Here is a 16,470-nt window from a genome sequence, read left to right on the forward strand (position 1 = left end):
CCTTTGAAAATTATAGCGAAGCCTTGAAATAGTGTCAAGCTGTTCTGGCGAAATCTTCTATCTTTTTTTAAAATAACAACAATAAATCGTCTATTTCCTAATTTATCTCGCTGTTCTCTCTTCTTTTTAATGGCAAGCTTCACATTTACCAAATATTTCAAACCGATGATCTTCAATTAAACAACCAGGCAACTGTTCTTGAATGAGATCCATCGGGCAAAAATTAATTTCTTTTGTGCTACCACAAACGGTACAAATAAAATGATGATGGTGATGATCGGAACCAGGTGCTGAGCAATGGAAACGAAAATGCATTTCACTATTTAATTCCGTTTCTTCCAAAATGCCGATTTCAGAGAATTCATGTAAATTACGATAAACGGTATCTTGACTTAAACGAGAAGATTCCTTCAACAAATTTAAATGCACTTCTTTTGCTGAAACATACCGGTTGGATTGTGCTAAATAATGAAGCATCTTCTCGCGCGTTTGTGTATGTTTTTTACCGCTATCTTTTAAAATTTGAAGTGCATGTTTGACAGATAATTGATTTCCCACTAACTTCCCCTCCTAACGCCAAAATCCATGCGAATAGTTCATCGACTGTATGGTATAATAAGAGTGACTAAATTGCAAGTGAGGGATGCTTATGACTGAAAAAAACAAGAAAGAACCATTATATTTTTTTATCATTTCTGATTCTGCCGGAGAAACTGCCTCAAAATTAGCCCAAGCGACGATGGCCCAATATCCAACGGTTGAGTTTGAAATTTTCCGCCGCACATTTATCACTACCAAAGAAGCCTTAATTAAAGCGTTAACCGATGCTAAAAAATGTGACGCCATCATCTTACATACGTTAATCAACGAAGAATTAGTTGCCTTGGCTGATCATTTTTGTGAAGCAAGTGAATTATTCCATTTTGATGTCTTGACACCACCCGTTCTTGAAGTTCAGCGACGGACCGGCGTGATTCCATCTAGAGAACCAGGTGCTTTACACCATTTGAACAAAAATTATTTTAAACGAATTAAAGCGATGGAATTTGCCGTGAAATATGATGACGGCAAAGATCCAAGAGGTTTTTTAGAAGCCGATATTGTTTTACTCGGTGTCTCGCGAACTTCTAAAACACCACTTAGCTTATTTTTAGCCAACAAAAATCTAAAAGTAGCCAATTTACCTATTGTGCCACAAGCACACATTCCGAAACAATTATGGGAAATCGATCCTAAAAAAATTGTTGGTTTGACGAACGACCCTGAGATTCTAAACGGTATTCGTAAAGAACGCATGATTGCTTACGGATTGAATCCCGATACTGCTTATTCAGATTTGGATAAAATTAAAACAGAGTTAACCTTTGCCAATGAACTGTACGAAAAGCTCGGCTGTATTATTATCAATGTCGCTAGCTTATCGATCGAAGAAACGGCATCAATGATTTTAAATGCACTCAATTTAGAAGACCATAGCTACTATATTACCGAAGATAACGAAGCGTAATACAGATACAAACGTACTCTTCAACAGTAATCGTTATACAGCCTGAAAACACCCCTAAAAGTTAGATTTTTGGTCTAACTTTTAGGGGTGTTTTCATTGGTATTTAAAAAACTTGGATCCCTTCACGATCAATCGATAATGTTTCGATTCGCGCCGTAGAATCTAAAGCTTTCAATAACTGAACCATGCGTTCAGTCTTCGCTTCAGGACACAAGACAATCACTGTCGGACCTGCTCCACTTAAATAACAACCATACGCTTCTTCATCGTTGCATATTTGACGAATACTCGCTAAATGCGGAACTAACTTTTGACGGTATTTTTCGTGCCATCGATCTTCTTGCATCATTTTTCCAGCAAGAGGGAGATTCCCACTAATCACAGCCGCAATCATCACATTTGCGATTCCACTAGCTTCGACTGCTTCTTTATAAGAAAAAGAAGTCGGCAGCACTTCACGACTGGCAGAAGTCAGTAGTTCTTTATTTGGGATAAAAGCAATAATGTCACATTCTGGGAAGTAATGCTTCACATGACTGACACTATCTTGTCGACGATCTGGAAAATAGCACGCGACCGCAAAGTCCCCACAAATCGCAGGCGCAACATTATCGGGATGGCCTTCTATTTTTGTCGCAATTTCTATTTTTTCTTTAGGTGATAAATTTAATTGATTCAAACGATTCGCTAATTCAATTCCTGCGACAATAACCGAAGAGCTGCTGCCTAAACCACGGGCTAACGGGATATTAGAACTCATCTTAATTTTATGTGGTTGCATTGTTGGCGCCAGACTAAGGGCTGTTGTAATCATTAAATTCGACGCATCTGTCGGTACATCGTCTCCTAAATCGTGGAGAATTTCCCATTGTTCTTGCGCTTCTAAAACTTCAATAAAAAGATATAAGGACAAGGCGATGCCGCAAGAATCAAAGCCTGGACCGAGATTCGCACTGGTAGCTGGTACTCTAATTTTCATCGATTTCCCCCATTATCCGAAGTACACTTTGTACTTCACCGAATTGTGCCACAAAAGATAATTGTTCTTGCAATTGTTCTTCGGTCACGGTTTTAAGTAATAAGATGAGGCGATCCGTTTCCTCAATTTTAGAAAAAGCAATTGCTTGTTTTTGGTCGTCTAAATATGCATTCACTTTGTCTTGTGACGCCATCGTTTCTGCTAAATGGACACTGAGATAGTAATGATTAACAATCGTTTCTTTTGGAGCCAACGGAAGCTCTTCTTTTAATTCATTAAATGGTGGATACAATTGAGCTCCTTGAGATTGCTTGGCAATTTCGATTAAATCTGCCAGGACACTAGTGGCAGTTGGTAAAGCCCCCGCCCCTGGGCCGTAAAGCATGGATTTCCCAATCCCTCGGCTTTCAATATAGACCCCATTATTTTCGTTTTTAACGGTAGCTAATGGATGCTCTTTCGGTAACAAGACCGGTCCGACTGAAGCTGAGATACCAGCAGAAGTTTGCTTGACCTCTCCCACTAACTTCACTTCATAACCAAGTGATTGCGCACTAAAAATATCTGCTAAGTCTAAGCGACGAATCCCTTCGATTGATAAATCATTGATCGTTAAGCTTTTTCCAAAGGCAAACGCGCCTAAAATAATCATTTTATAGGCAGCATCGATCCCATCCACATCGTTTGTTGGATCTGATTCAGCAAAACCTAGTGCTTGTGCTTTCGCTAAAGCAGTGGCATAATCCATTTTTTCTTCAACCATCTTTGTTAACATATAATTCGTTGTACCATTCACAATTCCTTGAATACTCGTAATGTGATCTGCCATGTAGCTAGTCGCTAAACTCCGTAAAATCGGGATGCCTCCTGCCACGCTAGCTTCATAATAAAACCCGACGTGGTGATCTTTTGCGACTTGAATTAATTCCTCTCCATGTTGTGCAATTAAATCTTTATTCGCTGTAACCACATGTTTTTTGTGTCTTAATGCGGCTAAAATATAGTCTTTGGCCGGTGAAATACGACCAATCAGTTCGATGACAATATCAATCGTTGGATCTTCTGTGATTTCTTTTAATTCGGTCACTAATTCAAAACCATGTTCTGCTGCTAGTGCTTGTTTTTCAGCTTTGTCCAAGACCAGGACTTTTGATAAATTCAACGTGACTCCGGTTTGTTTTTCGATTTTATGCTTTTGAATTGCGAGCATTTCTACCACACCCGTTGCGACGACGCCTAACCCTAATAGGCCAATATTCATTTCTGTTTTCATATGCTCCCCTATTCTTAAAAAATTATTAGAAAAAATTATCATTTTTTAATATTTACTCTTAATATATCAAAAACCGCCACAAAAAAAAAGAGAAGAATTGTCTTCCTCCTTTTTTTTCACAAATTAGTGACGAATATGTTCGAGGGTTTCTTCTAAAATATCAAAAACATGCTGATCATCTAAGCGATAAAAAACCGTCTTTCCTTCACGACGAGCCTTCACCATTCGATTGTCTTTTAATAATTTCAGTTGATGAGATACGGCCGATTGCTCCATTTGGACTACTTCAGCAATTGACGTCACATTTCGTTCACCTTGCTCCAAGGTCAATAAAATTTTCAGACGTGTCGCATCACTCAAAAGTTTAAATATCCGGCTGACTTTCTCGATTTCTTGAAGCGTCGGTAACTCTTGCATCCTACACCTCCGTGATTAATCTCTTTATTTTTACTTTTTTGAAAACCACTAACCAACGATTTCGTTAATCGCTGCTTCGAGGGCCTCAATTTTTTCATCCGCAGCTACTTGTGAGTCCGCTTTGACACCAATGTAAAACTTCATTTTTGGTTCTGTTCCAGATGGTCGTACCGCAATCCAACTATCATCCGCTAAGACATATTTTAAAACATCTGACGGTGGCGTTGTTAGCATTTCAACTGTTCCATTTTCAAACGTTTTCGTTAAGTGTTTGAAATCTTCTGTTTGAATGACTTTGACATCGGCAAAATGCGTTGGTGCTTTTTCTCGGAACGTCTGCATCAAGGCTGCAATTTGAGCTGAACCTTCTTGCCCACTCATTGTCACTGAAATCGTCTTTTCAGAGAAATAACCATACGTATCAAAAATTATTTGTAACGCATCATACAATGTTTTGCCTTGTTTTTTATAGTAAGCGGCAACTTCAGCAAATAAAACTAAAGCTTGAATCGCATCTTTGTCCCGTACAAAAGGTTTTACTAGATAGCCATAACTCTCTTCAAAACCAAACATAAACGTATGAGAGTGATCGGTTTCAAATTGTTGAATTTTTTCAGCAATGAACTTAAAGCCTGTGAGCACATTCATCATTTCTACGCCATAGCTATTGGCAATCGCGGTAGGGAGTTCACTTGAAACAATCGATTTTAAGACAACCGCGTTTTTCGGTAAAGTTTTTGCTGCTTGATGGGCCTCTAAAATATAGTGGATCAAAATCGCGCCAATTTGATTTCCTGACAACACTTGATATTCCCCATTTGGTAAACGAATCGCCGCACCTAAACGGTCAGCATCTGGATCGGTCGCAATGAGTAAATCTGCCCCTTCTTTTTCTCCTAGGGCAATCGCATACTCAAAAGCGGAGTGTTCTTCAGGATTAGGTGATTTTACGGTACTAAAATCTGGATCAGGCTCGCCTTGAGTCGGTTCAATAATAAATTTTTTGAATCCTGCCTGCATTAATGCCCGTTCTCCTAACATTTTTCCAGTTCCATGTAAAGGCGTATAAATCAATTTTAACTCATCACCCATTTCATCAATTAATGGTTGATTAATCGTTACGGATTTAATTTCAGCTAAATAGGCTTGATCGACTGGTTCACCAATAAAATGAATCAATCCTTGTGCTTTTGCTGCTTCTTCAGATAAAACGGCAATGTCTAATGGATTTTCAATTTCACGAACAAACGTGGTTAAGGCCGCAGCATCGGCAGGCGGCATTTGCCCTCCGTCTTCTCCGTAAACTTTATAACCATTGTAATTCGCTGGATTATGCGATGCCGTGATCATAATGCCCGTAAAGGTATTTAAATGACGAACCGCAAATGATAATTCGGGTGTCGGTCTTAAACTCTCAAAGACATACGAAGGAATGCCATGTTGGGCTAACGTACAGGCCGCTTCTAAGGCAAATTCTGGCGATAAGTGACGCGAATCGTAGGCAATTGCAACTCCTCGTTTGCGTGTGTCTTCATCTTGTGTATCAATGAAACGAGCTAGCCCTTCCGTTGCTTGACGGATCGTATAAATGTTCATTCGATTAATACCAGGACCTAAAATACCACGCATTCCTGCCGTTCCAAATTCAAGTGGCGCATAAAAAGCATCTTCTAGTGCATCTGTTTGATCGCTTAACGCGGCCAATTGTTGCGATAACGACTCATCTAAATTTTCATAAGTAGACCATTGTTCGTAAATTTTTCTCCAAGACATAAAAAAACCTCACTTTCAAAATAAGTAGATAAACCAATTATACCATTATTAACTTTAGACTAAAAGAGCTTGTCTTCTTTCTGTTATCATTCTTCTAAACGCTAAAAAAGTGATCAGCCTTCAAAGCTAATCACTTTTTTATTTTAGAAAATAACTGTTATCTATCTATTACTTTTTGAACGATTATATCTTTACTTAGACGGTTGTCTTAGGATCTTTTTGCTCTTCAATAAATTGAAAAACTTGTTGTCCAGCAATACTACCATCGCCGACTGCGGTAGTCACTTGACGTAATTCTTTCTCACGCACATCACCAACCGCATAAACACCCGGAACGGAGGTACGCATTTGCGTATCTGTGATAATCCATCCGTCCTCATTGGTAATTCCTGTATCTTTGAAAGCTTCAGTTAGTGGATCTAAGCCTACATAAATAAAGATACCGCCCGCTTCTTCTTCATGAATTTCTTTTGTTCTCACATTTTCAATGACGGCACCCGTCATGCTCATCTTGTTTCCTTTAATTTCTGTGACAACTGAATCCCATAGGAAAGAAATTTTAGGATTCGCAAATGCGCGATTTTGAATGATTTTTTGTGCACGTAATTCATCACGACGGTGAACAATCACAACTTCTGAAGCAAACTGTGTCAGGAACAAAGCCTCTTCGACAGCAGAATCGCCTCCACCTACGACTAATAGTTTGCGATTGCGGAAGAACGCCCCATCACAAACCGCACAATAGGACACGCCGCGACCCGCAAATTCTTGCTCGCCTTTAACACCTAATTGACGGTGTTCACAGCCCGTTGCAATAATAACCGTTTTGGTTTGATAAATCTCGCTGTCTGTTTTGACTTCTTTATAGTCGCCACAATCGTTTATCCCTTCTACAATTCCATAGGCATGTTTTGTACCAAATTTTTCAAGGGGACTATACATTTTTTCGGCTAATTCTGGTCCCATGATTCGGTCAAATCCTGGATAATTTTCAATTTCAGCGGTGTTATTCATTTGACCACCTGGAGCACCACGTTCGATTAATAAAACTGATAAATTCGATCTTGAAGCGTATAATGCTGCCGTCATTCCTGCCGGTCCTGCACCGATAACTATTACATCTAACATATATTGTATCCCTCCGATATTTTCACTACAATCACTTTATTCTTTTCATTATCCATTGTCTACCAATACGCTCTAATAAAATGAAAGGAAGTGGCTGAAAACCCTTGACATTTTATACCTATCTTGTAAAATTGCCAAGACATTACAAATAATAACTATAAGAGAGGAAAAGCAATTTGACAAGCATAAAAAAAATTACGCCATCTGATCGTGAGTTACTCTTTCTCAGCTGGCCGATCTTTGTGGAATTATTTCTCAGAGTCGTCATCGGAAATATTAATGTGTGGATGATTTCCCACTATTCAGAACCTGCTGTCGCTTCCATTGGCGCGGCCAACCAATTATTAAACCTGATGGTATTTGTTTACGGTTTCATTACGATTGGTACCCAGATTATTATTGCTCAATACATTGGGGCCAACAAATTACGCGACATTAAGCACGTGATACACACGGCATTATTTGGTTCATTTACAATTGGCATGATGATTAGTATCGTGTTCTTCTTTTTCTCCAAATCTTTACTCACTTTCATGAACTTAAATGAGGAACTAATACAAATTGGAAATAGTTATTTGCAAATTTTCGGTGGTAGTCTCATTATTTCTGCGCTCTCTGCGGTGATTATTGCCATCTTACGAACACATGGTCATACAAAACCAGCCCTGCTTATTCCAATGACAGCCAGTATCTTATCGGTAATCGGTAACTATTTTGTACTATATCAACCTTTTGGCTTGCCAAGTTTTGGTGTCAGTGGCCTCGCGTACTCGAGTGTGTTCGGTAATATGATTGGCTTAATCATTTCAGTAGCACTCTTAAAACGCTACATCGGCTTTTCTATTTTCTCTTTCCGCTTCAGAAAAATTTCGTTTCCTATTTTGAAAGCCATTTTGATGTATGGTTTACCTTCGTCAGGAGAAACATTATCTTATCAAGGCGCCCAAGTTGTGGTGACAATGATTGTGGCATCACTGGGTGCTAGTGTGTTAATTGCCAAATCTTATATTAGTGCGATTACCCAATTCGTTTATTTGATTGCTTCAGCTTTAAGTCAAGGGAATCAGATTATGGTTGGTCGTGATGTCGGAGCAGGCGAATTTGAGCGTGCGTATAACAGAGGCATGCGAACGACGATCATCGGTGCAAGTGCGTCTTTGATTATTTGTCTGATTACGTTTATCTTTATCGAACCAATCATGGGGATTTTCACAAGCAATCCGGAAGTCATCCATATCGCGAAAGAAGTCTTTTTAGTGGAAATTGTCCTCGAAACCACTCGTTCGATTAATATGATTTTAGTGGGTTCGCTCAATGCAAGTGGCGATGTCAAATTCCCACTCATTTGTAGTTTGCTTGTCTTATGGGTGATTAGTTTACCCTTCTCCTATTCTCTTGCAATTTGGGCAGGATTTGGCTTAGTTGGTGTGTGGATTGCTTATGCGATTGATGAAGCCTTGCGGTCGATTTTAATGATTCGACGGTGGCGCTCCAGAATTTGGGAATCCAAGTCACTCGTGCAACAGACGACCACATTAGATGAAGTTTCCGTTTAAAAAAATGAACGACTTGCTTTTTGTAAGTCGTTTTTTTATCATCTTTTTTTTATATCTTGTATACTTAAAAAAAGGAGATGAATACGATGTCAATTTATCAATTTAATGCTACTTTGGAAACAGGAGAAATTTACTCTCTCGAACAATACAAAGGCAAAGTCATTGTGATTGTCAATACAGCAACAAAATGTGGGTTAGCCCCTCAATTTAAAGAACTAGAAGCCATCTACCAGACCTATAAAGATCAAGGTCTCGTCATTTTAGGCTTCCCATCGAATCAATTTCATCAAGAACCCGATTCAGGAGAAAAAGCTGCAGAAGCTTGTCGAATGACTTATGGTGTAACGTTCCCAATGCATACACTAACAGTGATTAACGGCAAAGAAGCCGATCCTTTGTTTCTCTACTTAGAAGAACAAGCACCTGGTCTCTTAACGAACGATATCAAATGGAATTTCACAAAATTCTTAATCAATCGTGAAGGAGAAGTCGTTGAGCGTTTCGCTCCAAAAACAAGTCCAAAAGAAATGATCGACCCTATCGAAAAAGCATTAGGCTAACAAAAAAGACAACGATCTCACAGTCGTTGTCTTTTTTGTTGCACTAATTTAAAGGTGTTTTGTGAAACTTAGACGTCACTACTTTGCAGTTGATACATCGCCGAGTATAAGCCGTCGAACTGAACTAATTCGTCGTGATTTCCACGTTCGACAATCTTCCCTTTGTCTAAGACTAAAATTAAATTCGCATCACGGATCGTCGACAAGCGATGCGCAATGGCAATCGTTGTCCGGCCTTGTCGCATATTCGTCAAGCCTTGTTGAATCAGACTCTCTGTCTCGGTGTCAATATTGGCCGTCGCTTCATCCAAAACTAAAATCTTAGGTTTCATCACCATCGTTCGTGCAAACGAAATTAATTGTCGTTGCCCACTCGAATAACTCGCACCACGCTCGATCACTTTTGAATAATAAGTATCTGGTAAGCTTTCAATAAAGCGATCTGCTTGGACAAATTTTGCCGCTTGAACGACTTCTTCATCCGTAATCTCTTTATTCAACAAGCGGATATTATCGGCAATATTCCCATAAAACATAAAGGCATCTTGTAAAACCAAGCCCATTTTTTGTCTTAATTCTTCCAAAGAAAAATCACGAATATCTTGATCGTCTATTAAAATTTGACCTTCGCCAAATTCATAAAAACGCATTAAGATGTTAATAATCGAACTTTTACCACTCCCGGTATGCCCGACTAACGCAACCGTTTCTCCGGGATTTACGATAAACGAAATATTTTCTAACACATTCACCTTCCCATCATAAGAAAACGTCACATTTCGAAATTCAATTTTTCCTTCGATGATTTTCGCACGGGCGTTGTCTTTTTGTTGGGGCGTGTACTCTGTCTCATCCATAATTCGCAACACACGACTACCCGCTACGATTCCATCCGTAAACGTACTTAAAAAGTCCATCATTTGTGTCATAGGATTAAAAAATGTTTGAACGTAGGTTGTAAAGGCAAAGATTAACCCGACTTCAACGGGTGATTGCATGGCGTTGAACCCAAAAGCCGTTAAGACGACCGCTAAAGCAAATGTATAAAGTAGACTGATAATTGGGCCCAATAAGAGGGAGTTCATCTTAATCATCGCGTATCGGGTAGCTAAGTACTCGTCATTCGTCTCTTCGAATTCTTTCATGAACCGTCTTTCTTGTCGGAATTGTTGAATAATTTGCATACCTGAAATCGATTCATTCAATTTTGTATTTAATTGACTTAATTTCTCACGCATTTGGCGATAAACACGGGAACTAAAACTTTGATAATACCAAATCACAAACCCGAGAATTGGCAAGAAAGCTAAGATGAGTAGGGCAATTTTTTGATTAATTTGAAACATCGCAATAAACGATGATACGACCGCAAAAATCCCGGTTAACACGGTTAAGAAAACGTGCCAAAATTCAAATAAGGTTTCCGTGTCGTTAGAAACTCTTGAGACAACGGATCCTGCCGGCGTTTGATCAAAATAACGCATCCCGAGGGTATGTAATTTTTCAAATAATTTGACACGAATATGTTGATAACTTTGGAGTGACGCATTGGAGTATAAAAACCATTGAAAGAACCAAATGACAGCTTTCAAAATCGTCCCTAATAAATATAGCATCGCAAAAAACAAAATAATTTGTAACGTTGCACTTTGGGTCGTTAAATAGCGATCAATCAACGTTTGCAAAATTCTTGGCATTAAAACATTAATTGTCGCTAAAACAAGTGCAAAACCAATAGCGATGATAAACGTCATTCTAAACGGTTTCGCATAAGCAAACAAGCGTTTAATCACAACGAGTTGTTCTTTAAAGGGCATTGATGTTGCCCATTCGGATTGCTTTTTTTCCATCATTCTTCTCCCCCTTCAATTTTAGCTTCTAACTGTTGTTTTTCCCACATTTTTTGATACCAACCACCTGTTGTGATTAACGTTTCATGAACACCACGCTCGACGATTCTTCCTTCATCTAAGACAATAATCTCTTGCGCATGCATGACACTACTCAATCGATGAGCCGCAATAATCGTTGTTTTGTTTTGACGATACGCTTTTAAATTAGAAAGAATGACTTCTTCCGTTTTCGCATCGACGGCCGACAGGGCATCATCTAAAATCAATAATTCAGGATTCGTAATTAAGGCACGGGCAATTGAAATGCGCTGCTTTTGTCCGCCTGATAGGGACACACCACGCTCTCCGACTAATGTATCATATCCTTGCGAGAAGGCTTCGATATCCGAATGAATGCCTGCTAATTCAGCCGCTTGATTGACACGCTCTTGTGGTAACTGCGGATTCGCAAAACGAATATTATCCCGAATACTCATCGAAAATAAGAAGTGATCTTGTGGCACATACCCCATTGATTGCAATAAAGCGTCTAAGGTATAGTCTTTAATATTATGCCCACCAAATAAAATCGTGCCTTCGTAATGATCATACTCACGCATTAACAATTTTAAGAGCGTTGTTTTACCGGCGCCCGTCTTGCCAACGATGCCTAAAACAGTTCCTTCTTTTAGTGAAATTTGAATCTCTTCTAGGGCTGTTGTATCAGCATCTGGATACGTGAAAGAAGCTAAATCAAGCATGATATTCCCTTTAGCAGGTTCTTTCCGCGCATTAAATGCTTCGACAATATGCGTTTTCTCCCCTAGTAACTCTGAAACACGATCGTAACTCGCATTGCCTCGTTCCAAAACATTAAACAGACGACCAATGGCAAACATCGGCCAAATCAGCATCCCAATATAACTCACAAATGAAACCAATTGTCCAATCGTGATAATGTCATTCATAATAAATTGTCCACCTACGATGATTGTTAAAACATAAGACAACCCAATAATTAGTGTAATGACTGGGTCAAACAGGGCGTCTAAAAAGTTCACTCGTCGATTTTTTTGAATCGCTTGTTGGACTTTTTCGGTAAATTCGGCAATATCTTCTTGCTCTTGACCGAATGTCTTCAAGACTTTCATGCCTGTAATACTTTCTTGTGCTTTATCATTAATCGACGAGAAGGCTTCTTGGGAATCCCGAAACGCATCATGTAACTTTGAGCCTAAGACGCGTGAAGCGACCGCTAATAACGGTAAGGGAATCAGCGCAATCAAGGTTAAACGCCAATCCACAAAAATCATCATCGCAATCAAGGTCATGCCACCGGTAATCATCGAGTCAGCAAACGTTAAAATTCCGGCACCTGCCACATTTTGAATTGCTGATAAGTCATTGGTTGCATGAGCCATTAAATCACCGGTCCGGTATTTTTGGTAAAACAAGTGATCCATTTGGGTGAAATGATGAAACAACTGACGACGCAGACTTCTTTCTAAACGTGCGGCGCTCCCCCAGATGTTCGTTCGCCAAATGAAACGAAAGACGTATTGCGCAATGGCGGCTAGCAGTAATAAACCAATCCAGGCAAAAATTTCTTGAAGATTAATTTCATCGGCTGCGATTTTATCAATAATAATTCCAATTACTTTCGGGGGAACAAGTTGCACAATCGCAACGACTACGAGCGCAAAAACCCCTAGCAGATAGTGCTTTTTCTCTTCTTTAAAGAACCAACTTAATTTGCGAAAAATAGACATTTTAACACTCCTTTATTTTTTCTCTCCTAAAAAAAAACAGGCTATAATCAGCCCGTTTAAAAAATCGTTTATTTTTGATTTTTCATTTGTTGCAACATTTGACGTATTTTCTTTTCAGAAGGCTTTTGACCCATTGATAACATCATTGTGCGCAACATATCTTCATTAATTGGTGGGTTTTTCTTTAAATAATCTTGCATGTATTTACGTGCAAGAAAGAAACCACCGACGGCACCGATCGCTGCACCGATTGCAATAAATAAAATAGCTAGTCCCCAGTTCATGGTAACACTCCTTCCTTACGAATACTCTCAACTAAACATTTTACTAGATATTAAAACAAAAGAAAAGGCGCAATCGGTAAAGATTTTAAAAGAAAGAGCTTTTTTTACTGATTATGCAAGTAAAGCTATCTTTTATCCTTGATTCTCAATTTTTTCTAATAAAATAGGATCAAACACACCACTCTTTAACATCGCAATTTCAAAGGCATATGGCGGCTTTTTATTTTTCTTATCTTCGCCCACATAAGGGGTTTCTAAAATTTTAGGTAAATGAGCTAATTGCGGATGATGAACAATTTTATGTAAGGCCTCAAAACCAATTTCACCAAAACCAATATTGGCGTGGCGGTCTTTTTTCGCGCCTTGAATGTTCTTGGAATCATTAATATGAATGACTTTTAAGCGATCCAAACCAATGATTTTATCAAATTCATTTAAAATACCGTCAAAATCCTCTCTGACATTGTAACCAGCATCATGAATGTGACACGTATCCAACGTAACCGATAATTTTTCGTTTAGTGTCACGCCGTCAATAATGCGCGCAATTTCTTCAAAACTACGGCCGATTTCCGTCCCTTTACCTGCCATCGTTTCGAGGGCAATTTGCGGAATTTGATCAGCAGTTAAGACTTCATTCAATCCTTTCACAATTTGCGCAATCGCAGCGTCCGGACCCGCACCGACATGCGCACCTGGATGCATGGTGATTTGAGTGCCTCCTAATGCTTGCGAACGGATAATTTCATCGCGCAAAAATTGTGTCGCAAAGCCAAAATTCTCGACTTTTACGGTATTGCCTAAATTAATAATATAAGGAGCATGAATCACCATATGACTCATTCCGTGTTCTTTCATAAAGGCAGTACCCGCTTCAATATTCATTTCTTCGATTGCTTTACGGCGCGTATTTTGCGGGGCACCAGTATAAATCATAAAAGTAGAAGCGTCATAACTGGCTGCTTCTTCTGCAGCACCCAGTAACATTTTTTTCCCATTCATTGAGACGTGTGATCCTAATAACATGTTTATTCCTCCTCTTATCTCTTCCTTTCAAAGTATGAAGGAAGAAGTCCAATTTAACAATACATTTGCTTACATTTCAAGCATAAACCAGCAAGACAATCGTCATTAACGGTAAACTCAATAAGAAACTCATCGAAGCAGCAAAACCTAACACTTCTTCTTTTACACCAGAAGCTACCGCAAACATAATACCAAATAAGGGAATTGGGGTGAGTGCTAACAAACTTAGCATTGATTTGATTAAGTCACTTAACGGTAAGAAGTATAACAGTGCAATGACTGAAAAACCAATTCCATAGCGTAACGCTAACACACCAATCACTTCTTTTATCGAATCTCTTGGTAAGCGGAACTCCAAGTATAAGCCAATCATAAACATCGATAAGAATACATTCGACGACGCTACCGGTTGCGTTACAATTTTGACCACTTCAGGTAAATCGATGGCGAAGTATCGAAGAAAAAACATCACGAGATAACACACAAAAGGAACCGATTTAGCTAATTGCGAAAAAACGTGTTTGAAGCGAACTTTCGTGGAATGACCAATCACTTGATCCACGATAATCTTATTCCCACCTGAGAGTAACAAATTGTTCCCCACATCAAACATGGAAATAAGCGGAATGCCCAGTGGTGCGATACTTTGCACAAAAGGTAGTGTAAAGTTCCCAATATTAAACCCAGAGGCCCCATACAGATAAAGGGCTTTGGCTTGTGGATTTTTTTTCCTAGAATAAAGATAGGCCAGTAACAGTTGGAGCATAAACCAAATAAGAGCTAGTAACGTAAATAATAATAACTTTTTATCCATTTTTAAATCGATAAAATTCACGATAATCACTGCTGGTAACGTAATATTCATAATAATTCTGGCAATCATTGTGCCATCATTTTTTTGTAAAATCCCGACCCGTTTCATGATGAATCCTAAAAAAATCATGAAAAACAAACTGATAGCTTGCAAAATAATGTCGACCATTGACTTCACTCCTTCTAATCAAAATTGAGGCATTGTCGTAATCGACAGCGCCTCAATTCTTTCTATCCATTAAACTTAAAATTGTAACAAATGATATTTCTTCTTCCCACGACGGATAACGGTTGAATGACGGTCGATTTTATCGCTCTCACTGATCACGTAAGTAAGCTCTTGGATTCGTTCACCATTAATGTAAATGGCACCATTTTTGATATCTTCACGCGCTTGGCGCTTAGAAGGCACGACATTGGCTGTAATTAAGAGCTCCACAAGTGCTAAATCATCTTCTTGTGTCACGTTATAAGTCGGAACACCTTTAAATCCTTGTTTAATCTCTTCACCAGAAAGACCTTTAATGTCTCCACTAAAGAGCGCTTGCGAAATGCGTAAAGCTTGTTCATACGCTTCTTGACCATGTACTAAGCTGGTCACTTCTTCGGCTAATTTCTTTTGTGCAAGACGTGATTCCGGTGCTGCCAAGAATTCTGTCTCAATCGCTGCAATTTCTTCTAAACTTAAGAAAGTGAAATATTTCAAGAATTTAATGACATCGCGGTCATCTGTATTAATCCAAAATTGATAAAATTCGTAAGGGGTTGTTTTTTCGGCATCTAACCAAACGGCATTGCCTTCTGTTTTTCCGAATTTTGTGCCATCTGCTTTGGTAATTAAGGGCATTGTCAAACCAAAACCTTGCACTTCTTTTTCACGACGCAACAATTCAATTCCTGCTGTAATATTTCCCCATTGATCGCTCCCGCCGAGTTGTAAGAGACAACCATGAGTTTCATATAATTTTAGAAAATCGTACGCTTGGAGTAATTGATACGCAAATTCCGTATATGAAATCCCTGTCTCAATACGACGTTTGACGCTTTCTTTACTCATCATGTAGTTAATCGTAAAATGCTTTCCAACATCACGCAAGAAATCGATTAGTAGTGTTTCTCCTAACCAATCATAATTATTGGCAATGACTGCTGGATTCGTTGCATCTTCAAAATCAATGAAGCGCGAAAGTTGATGCTTAATACTTTCAGACCAGTTTTTAACTGTATCGAGTGTATTTAATTGACGTTCTTGATCTTTAAATGAAGGATCGCCAATCATTCCTGTACCACCGCCCACTAACGCAATTGGCACATGTCCGTGTTGTTGAAAACGACGCAACATTAACACGGGAAGTAAATGACCAATATGTAAACTATCGGCAGTCGGGTCAAAACCAACATATAATTTCACTGTCTCTTCATTTAGTTGTTTTTCTAATGCGACCTCATCTGTTGTTTGATGGATCAATCCACGATCTTTTAATTCGTGAAAAAAGCCTGATACCATTTAAAATTCCTCCTTGCAATTGGTGATAATGCTAATCTTAACTGAA

Annotated in this window: 15 protein-coding genes; 3 read left to right on the top strand and 12 right to left on the bottom strand. The window is 38.9% G+C overall.

Annotated elements, in window-relative coordinates; all coding sequences use genetic code 11:
- Window positions 1–126: 126 nt before the first annotated feature.
- Window positions 127–558, bottom strand: coding sequence for a Fur family transcriptional regulator (locus RU93_RS03260; protein WP_071874177.1), 432 nt, complete (start codon window positions 556–558; stop codon window positions 127–129).
- Window positions 559–649: 91 nt separating this feature from the next.
- On the opposite strand from RU93_RS03260, the gene RU93_RS03265 reads away from it, so the two are divergent.
- On the top strand, window positions 650–1,507 hold the full coding sequence (locus tag RU93_RS03265; protein WP_071874178.1) for a pyruvate, water dikinase regulatory protein: 858 nt from the start codon (window positions 650–652) through the stop codon (window positions 1,505–1,507).
- Window positions 1,508–1,610: 103 nt separating this feature from the next.
- Here the strand turns inward: RU93_RS03265 and thrB are convergent, their stop codons facing one another.
- From thrB to trxB, 5 genes are all read right to left on the bottom strand, one after another.
- Window positions 1,611–2,486 carry a homoserine kinase gene (gene thrB / locus RU93_RS03270; RefSeq protein WP_071874179.1) on the bottom strand — a complete coding sequence of 292 codons (876 nt, stop codon included), beginning with the start codon at window positions 2,484–2,486 and terminating at the stop codon, window positions 1,611–1,613.
- Window positions 2,476–3,759 carry a homoserine dehydrogenase gene (locus RU93_RS03275; protein ID WP_071874180.1) on the bottom strand — a complete coding sequence of 428 codons (1,284 nt, stop codon included), beginning with the start codon at window positions 3,757–3,759 and terminating at the stop codon, window positions 2,476–2,478. The genes thrB and RU93_RS03275 overlap by 11 nt, the downstream gene beginning before the upstream one ends.
- A gap of 123 nt (window positions 3,760–3,882) precedes the next feature.
- Complete coding sequence (locus tag RU93_RS03280) at window positions 3,883–4,176, bottom strand: ArsR/SmtB family transcription factor (protein WP_071874181.1); 294 nt, start codon at window positions 4,174–4,176, stop codon at window positions 3,883–3,885.
- Window positions 4,177–4,224: 48 nt separating this feature from the next.
- Window positions 4,225–5,949, bottom strand: a complete 1,725-nt coding sequence (locus RU93_RS03285; protein ID WP_071874182.1) for a phospho-sugar mutase — start codon at window positions 5,947–5,949, stop codon at window positions 4,225–4,227.
- A gap of 195 nt (window positions 5,950–6,144) precedes the next feature.
- A complete protein-coding gene (trxB, locus tag RU93_RS03290; RefSeq protein ID WP_071874183.1) occupies window positions 6,145–7,077 on the bottom strand; it encodes a thioredoxin-disulfide reductase in 933 nt (310 codons plus the stop codon).
- A gap of 176 nt (window positions 7,078–7,253) precedes the next feature.
- Here trxB and RU93_RS03295 point away from each other — a divergent pair, with 176 nt between their 5' ends.
- Both RU93_RS03295 and RU93_RS03300 read left to right on the top strand, forming a co-directional pair.
- Complete coding sequence (locus RU93_RS03295; protein WP_071874184.1) at window positions 7,254–8,633, top strand: MATE family efflux transporter; 1,380 nt, start codon at window positions 7,254–7,256, stop codon at window positions 8,631–8,633.
- 86 nt (window positions 8,634–8,719) lie between these two features.
- Window positions 8,720–9,193, top strand: a complete 474-nt coding sequence (locus RU93_RS03300) for a glutathione peroxidase (RefSeq protein WP_071874185.1) — start codon at window positions 8,720–8,722, stop codon at window positions 9,191–9,193.
- 68 nt (window positions 9,194–9,261) lie between these two features.
- Here RU93_RS03300 and RU93_RS03305 read toward each other — a convergent pair whose 3' ends face one another.
- The 6 genes from RU93_RS03305 to tyrS form a co-directional block, all read right to left on the bottom strand.
- Window positions 9,262–11,046: an ABC transporter ATP-binding protein gene (locus RU93_RS03305; RefSeq protein ID WP_071874186.1), complete on the bottom strand. Its 1,785-nt coding sequence runs from the start codon at window positions 11,044–11,046 to the stop codon at window positions 9,262–9,264.
- Complete coding sequence (locus tag RU93_RS03310) at window positions 11,043–12,794, bottom strand: ABC transporter ATP-binding protein (RefSeq protein ID WP_071874187.1); 1,752 nt, start codon at window positions 12,792–12,794, stop codon at window positions 11,043–11,045. The genes RU93_RS03305 and RU93_RS03310 overlap by 4 nt, the downstream gene beginning before the upstream one ends.
- Before the next feature lie 68 nt (window positions 12,795–12,862).
- Window positions 12,863–13,078, bottom strand: a complete 216-nt coding sequence (locus tag RU93_RS03315; protein WP_071874188.1) for a YneF family protein — start codon at window positions 13,076–13,078, stop codon at window positions 12,863–12,865.
- Window positions 13,079–13,210: 132 nt separating this feature from the next.
- Window positions 13,211–14,104, bottom strand: coding sequence for a deoxyribonuclease IV (locus tag RU93_RS03320; RefSeq protein ID WP_071874189.1), 894 nt, complete (start codon window positions 14,102–14,104; stop codon window positions 13,211–13,213).
- 76 nt (window positions 14,105–14,180) lie between these two features.
- On the bottom strand, window positions 14,181–15,086 hold the full coding sequence (locus RU93_RS03325) for an AEC family transporter (RefSeq protein WP_071874190.1): 906 nt from the start codon (window positions 15,084–15,086) through the stop codon (window positions 14,181–14,183).
- 75 nt (window positions 15,087–15,161) lie between these two features.
- Entirely contained in the window at window positions 15,162–16,424 is a 1,263-nt protein-coding gene (gene tyrS, locus RU93_RS03330; protein WP_071874191.1) for a tyrosine--tRNA ligase, read from the bottom strand.
- Window positions 16,425–16,470: the final 46 nt, after the last annotated feature.

The sequence above is a fragment of the Enterococcus aquimarinus genome, from assembly GCF_001885765.1.
In the GTDB taxonomy this organism is placed as follows: domain Bacteria; phylum Bacillota; class Bacilli; order Lactobacillales; family Enterococcaceae; genus Enterococcus_I; species Enterococcus_I aquimarinus.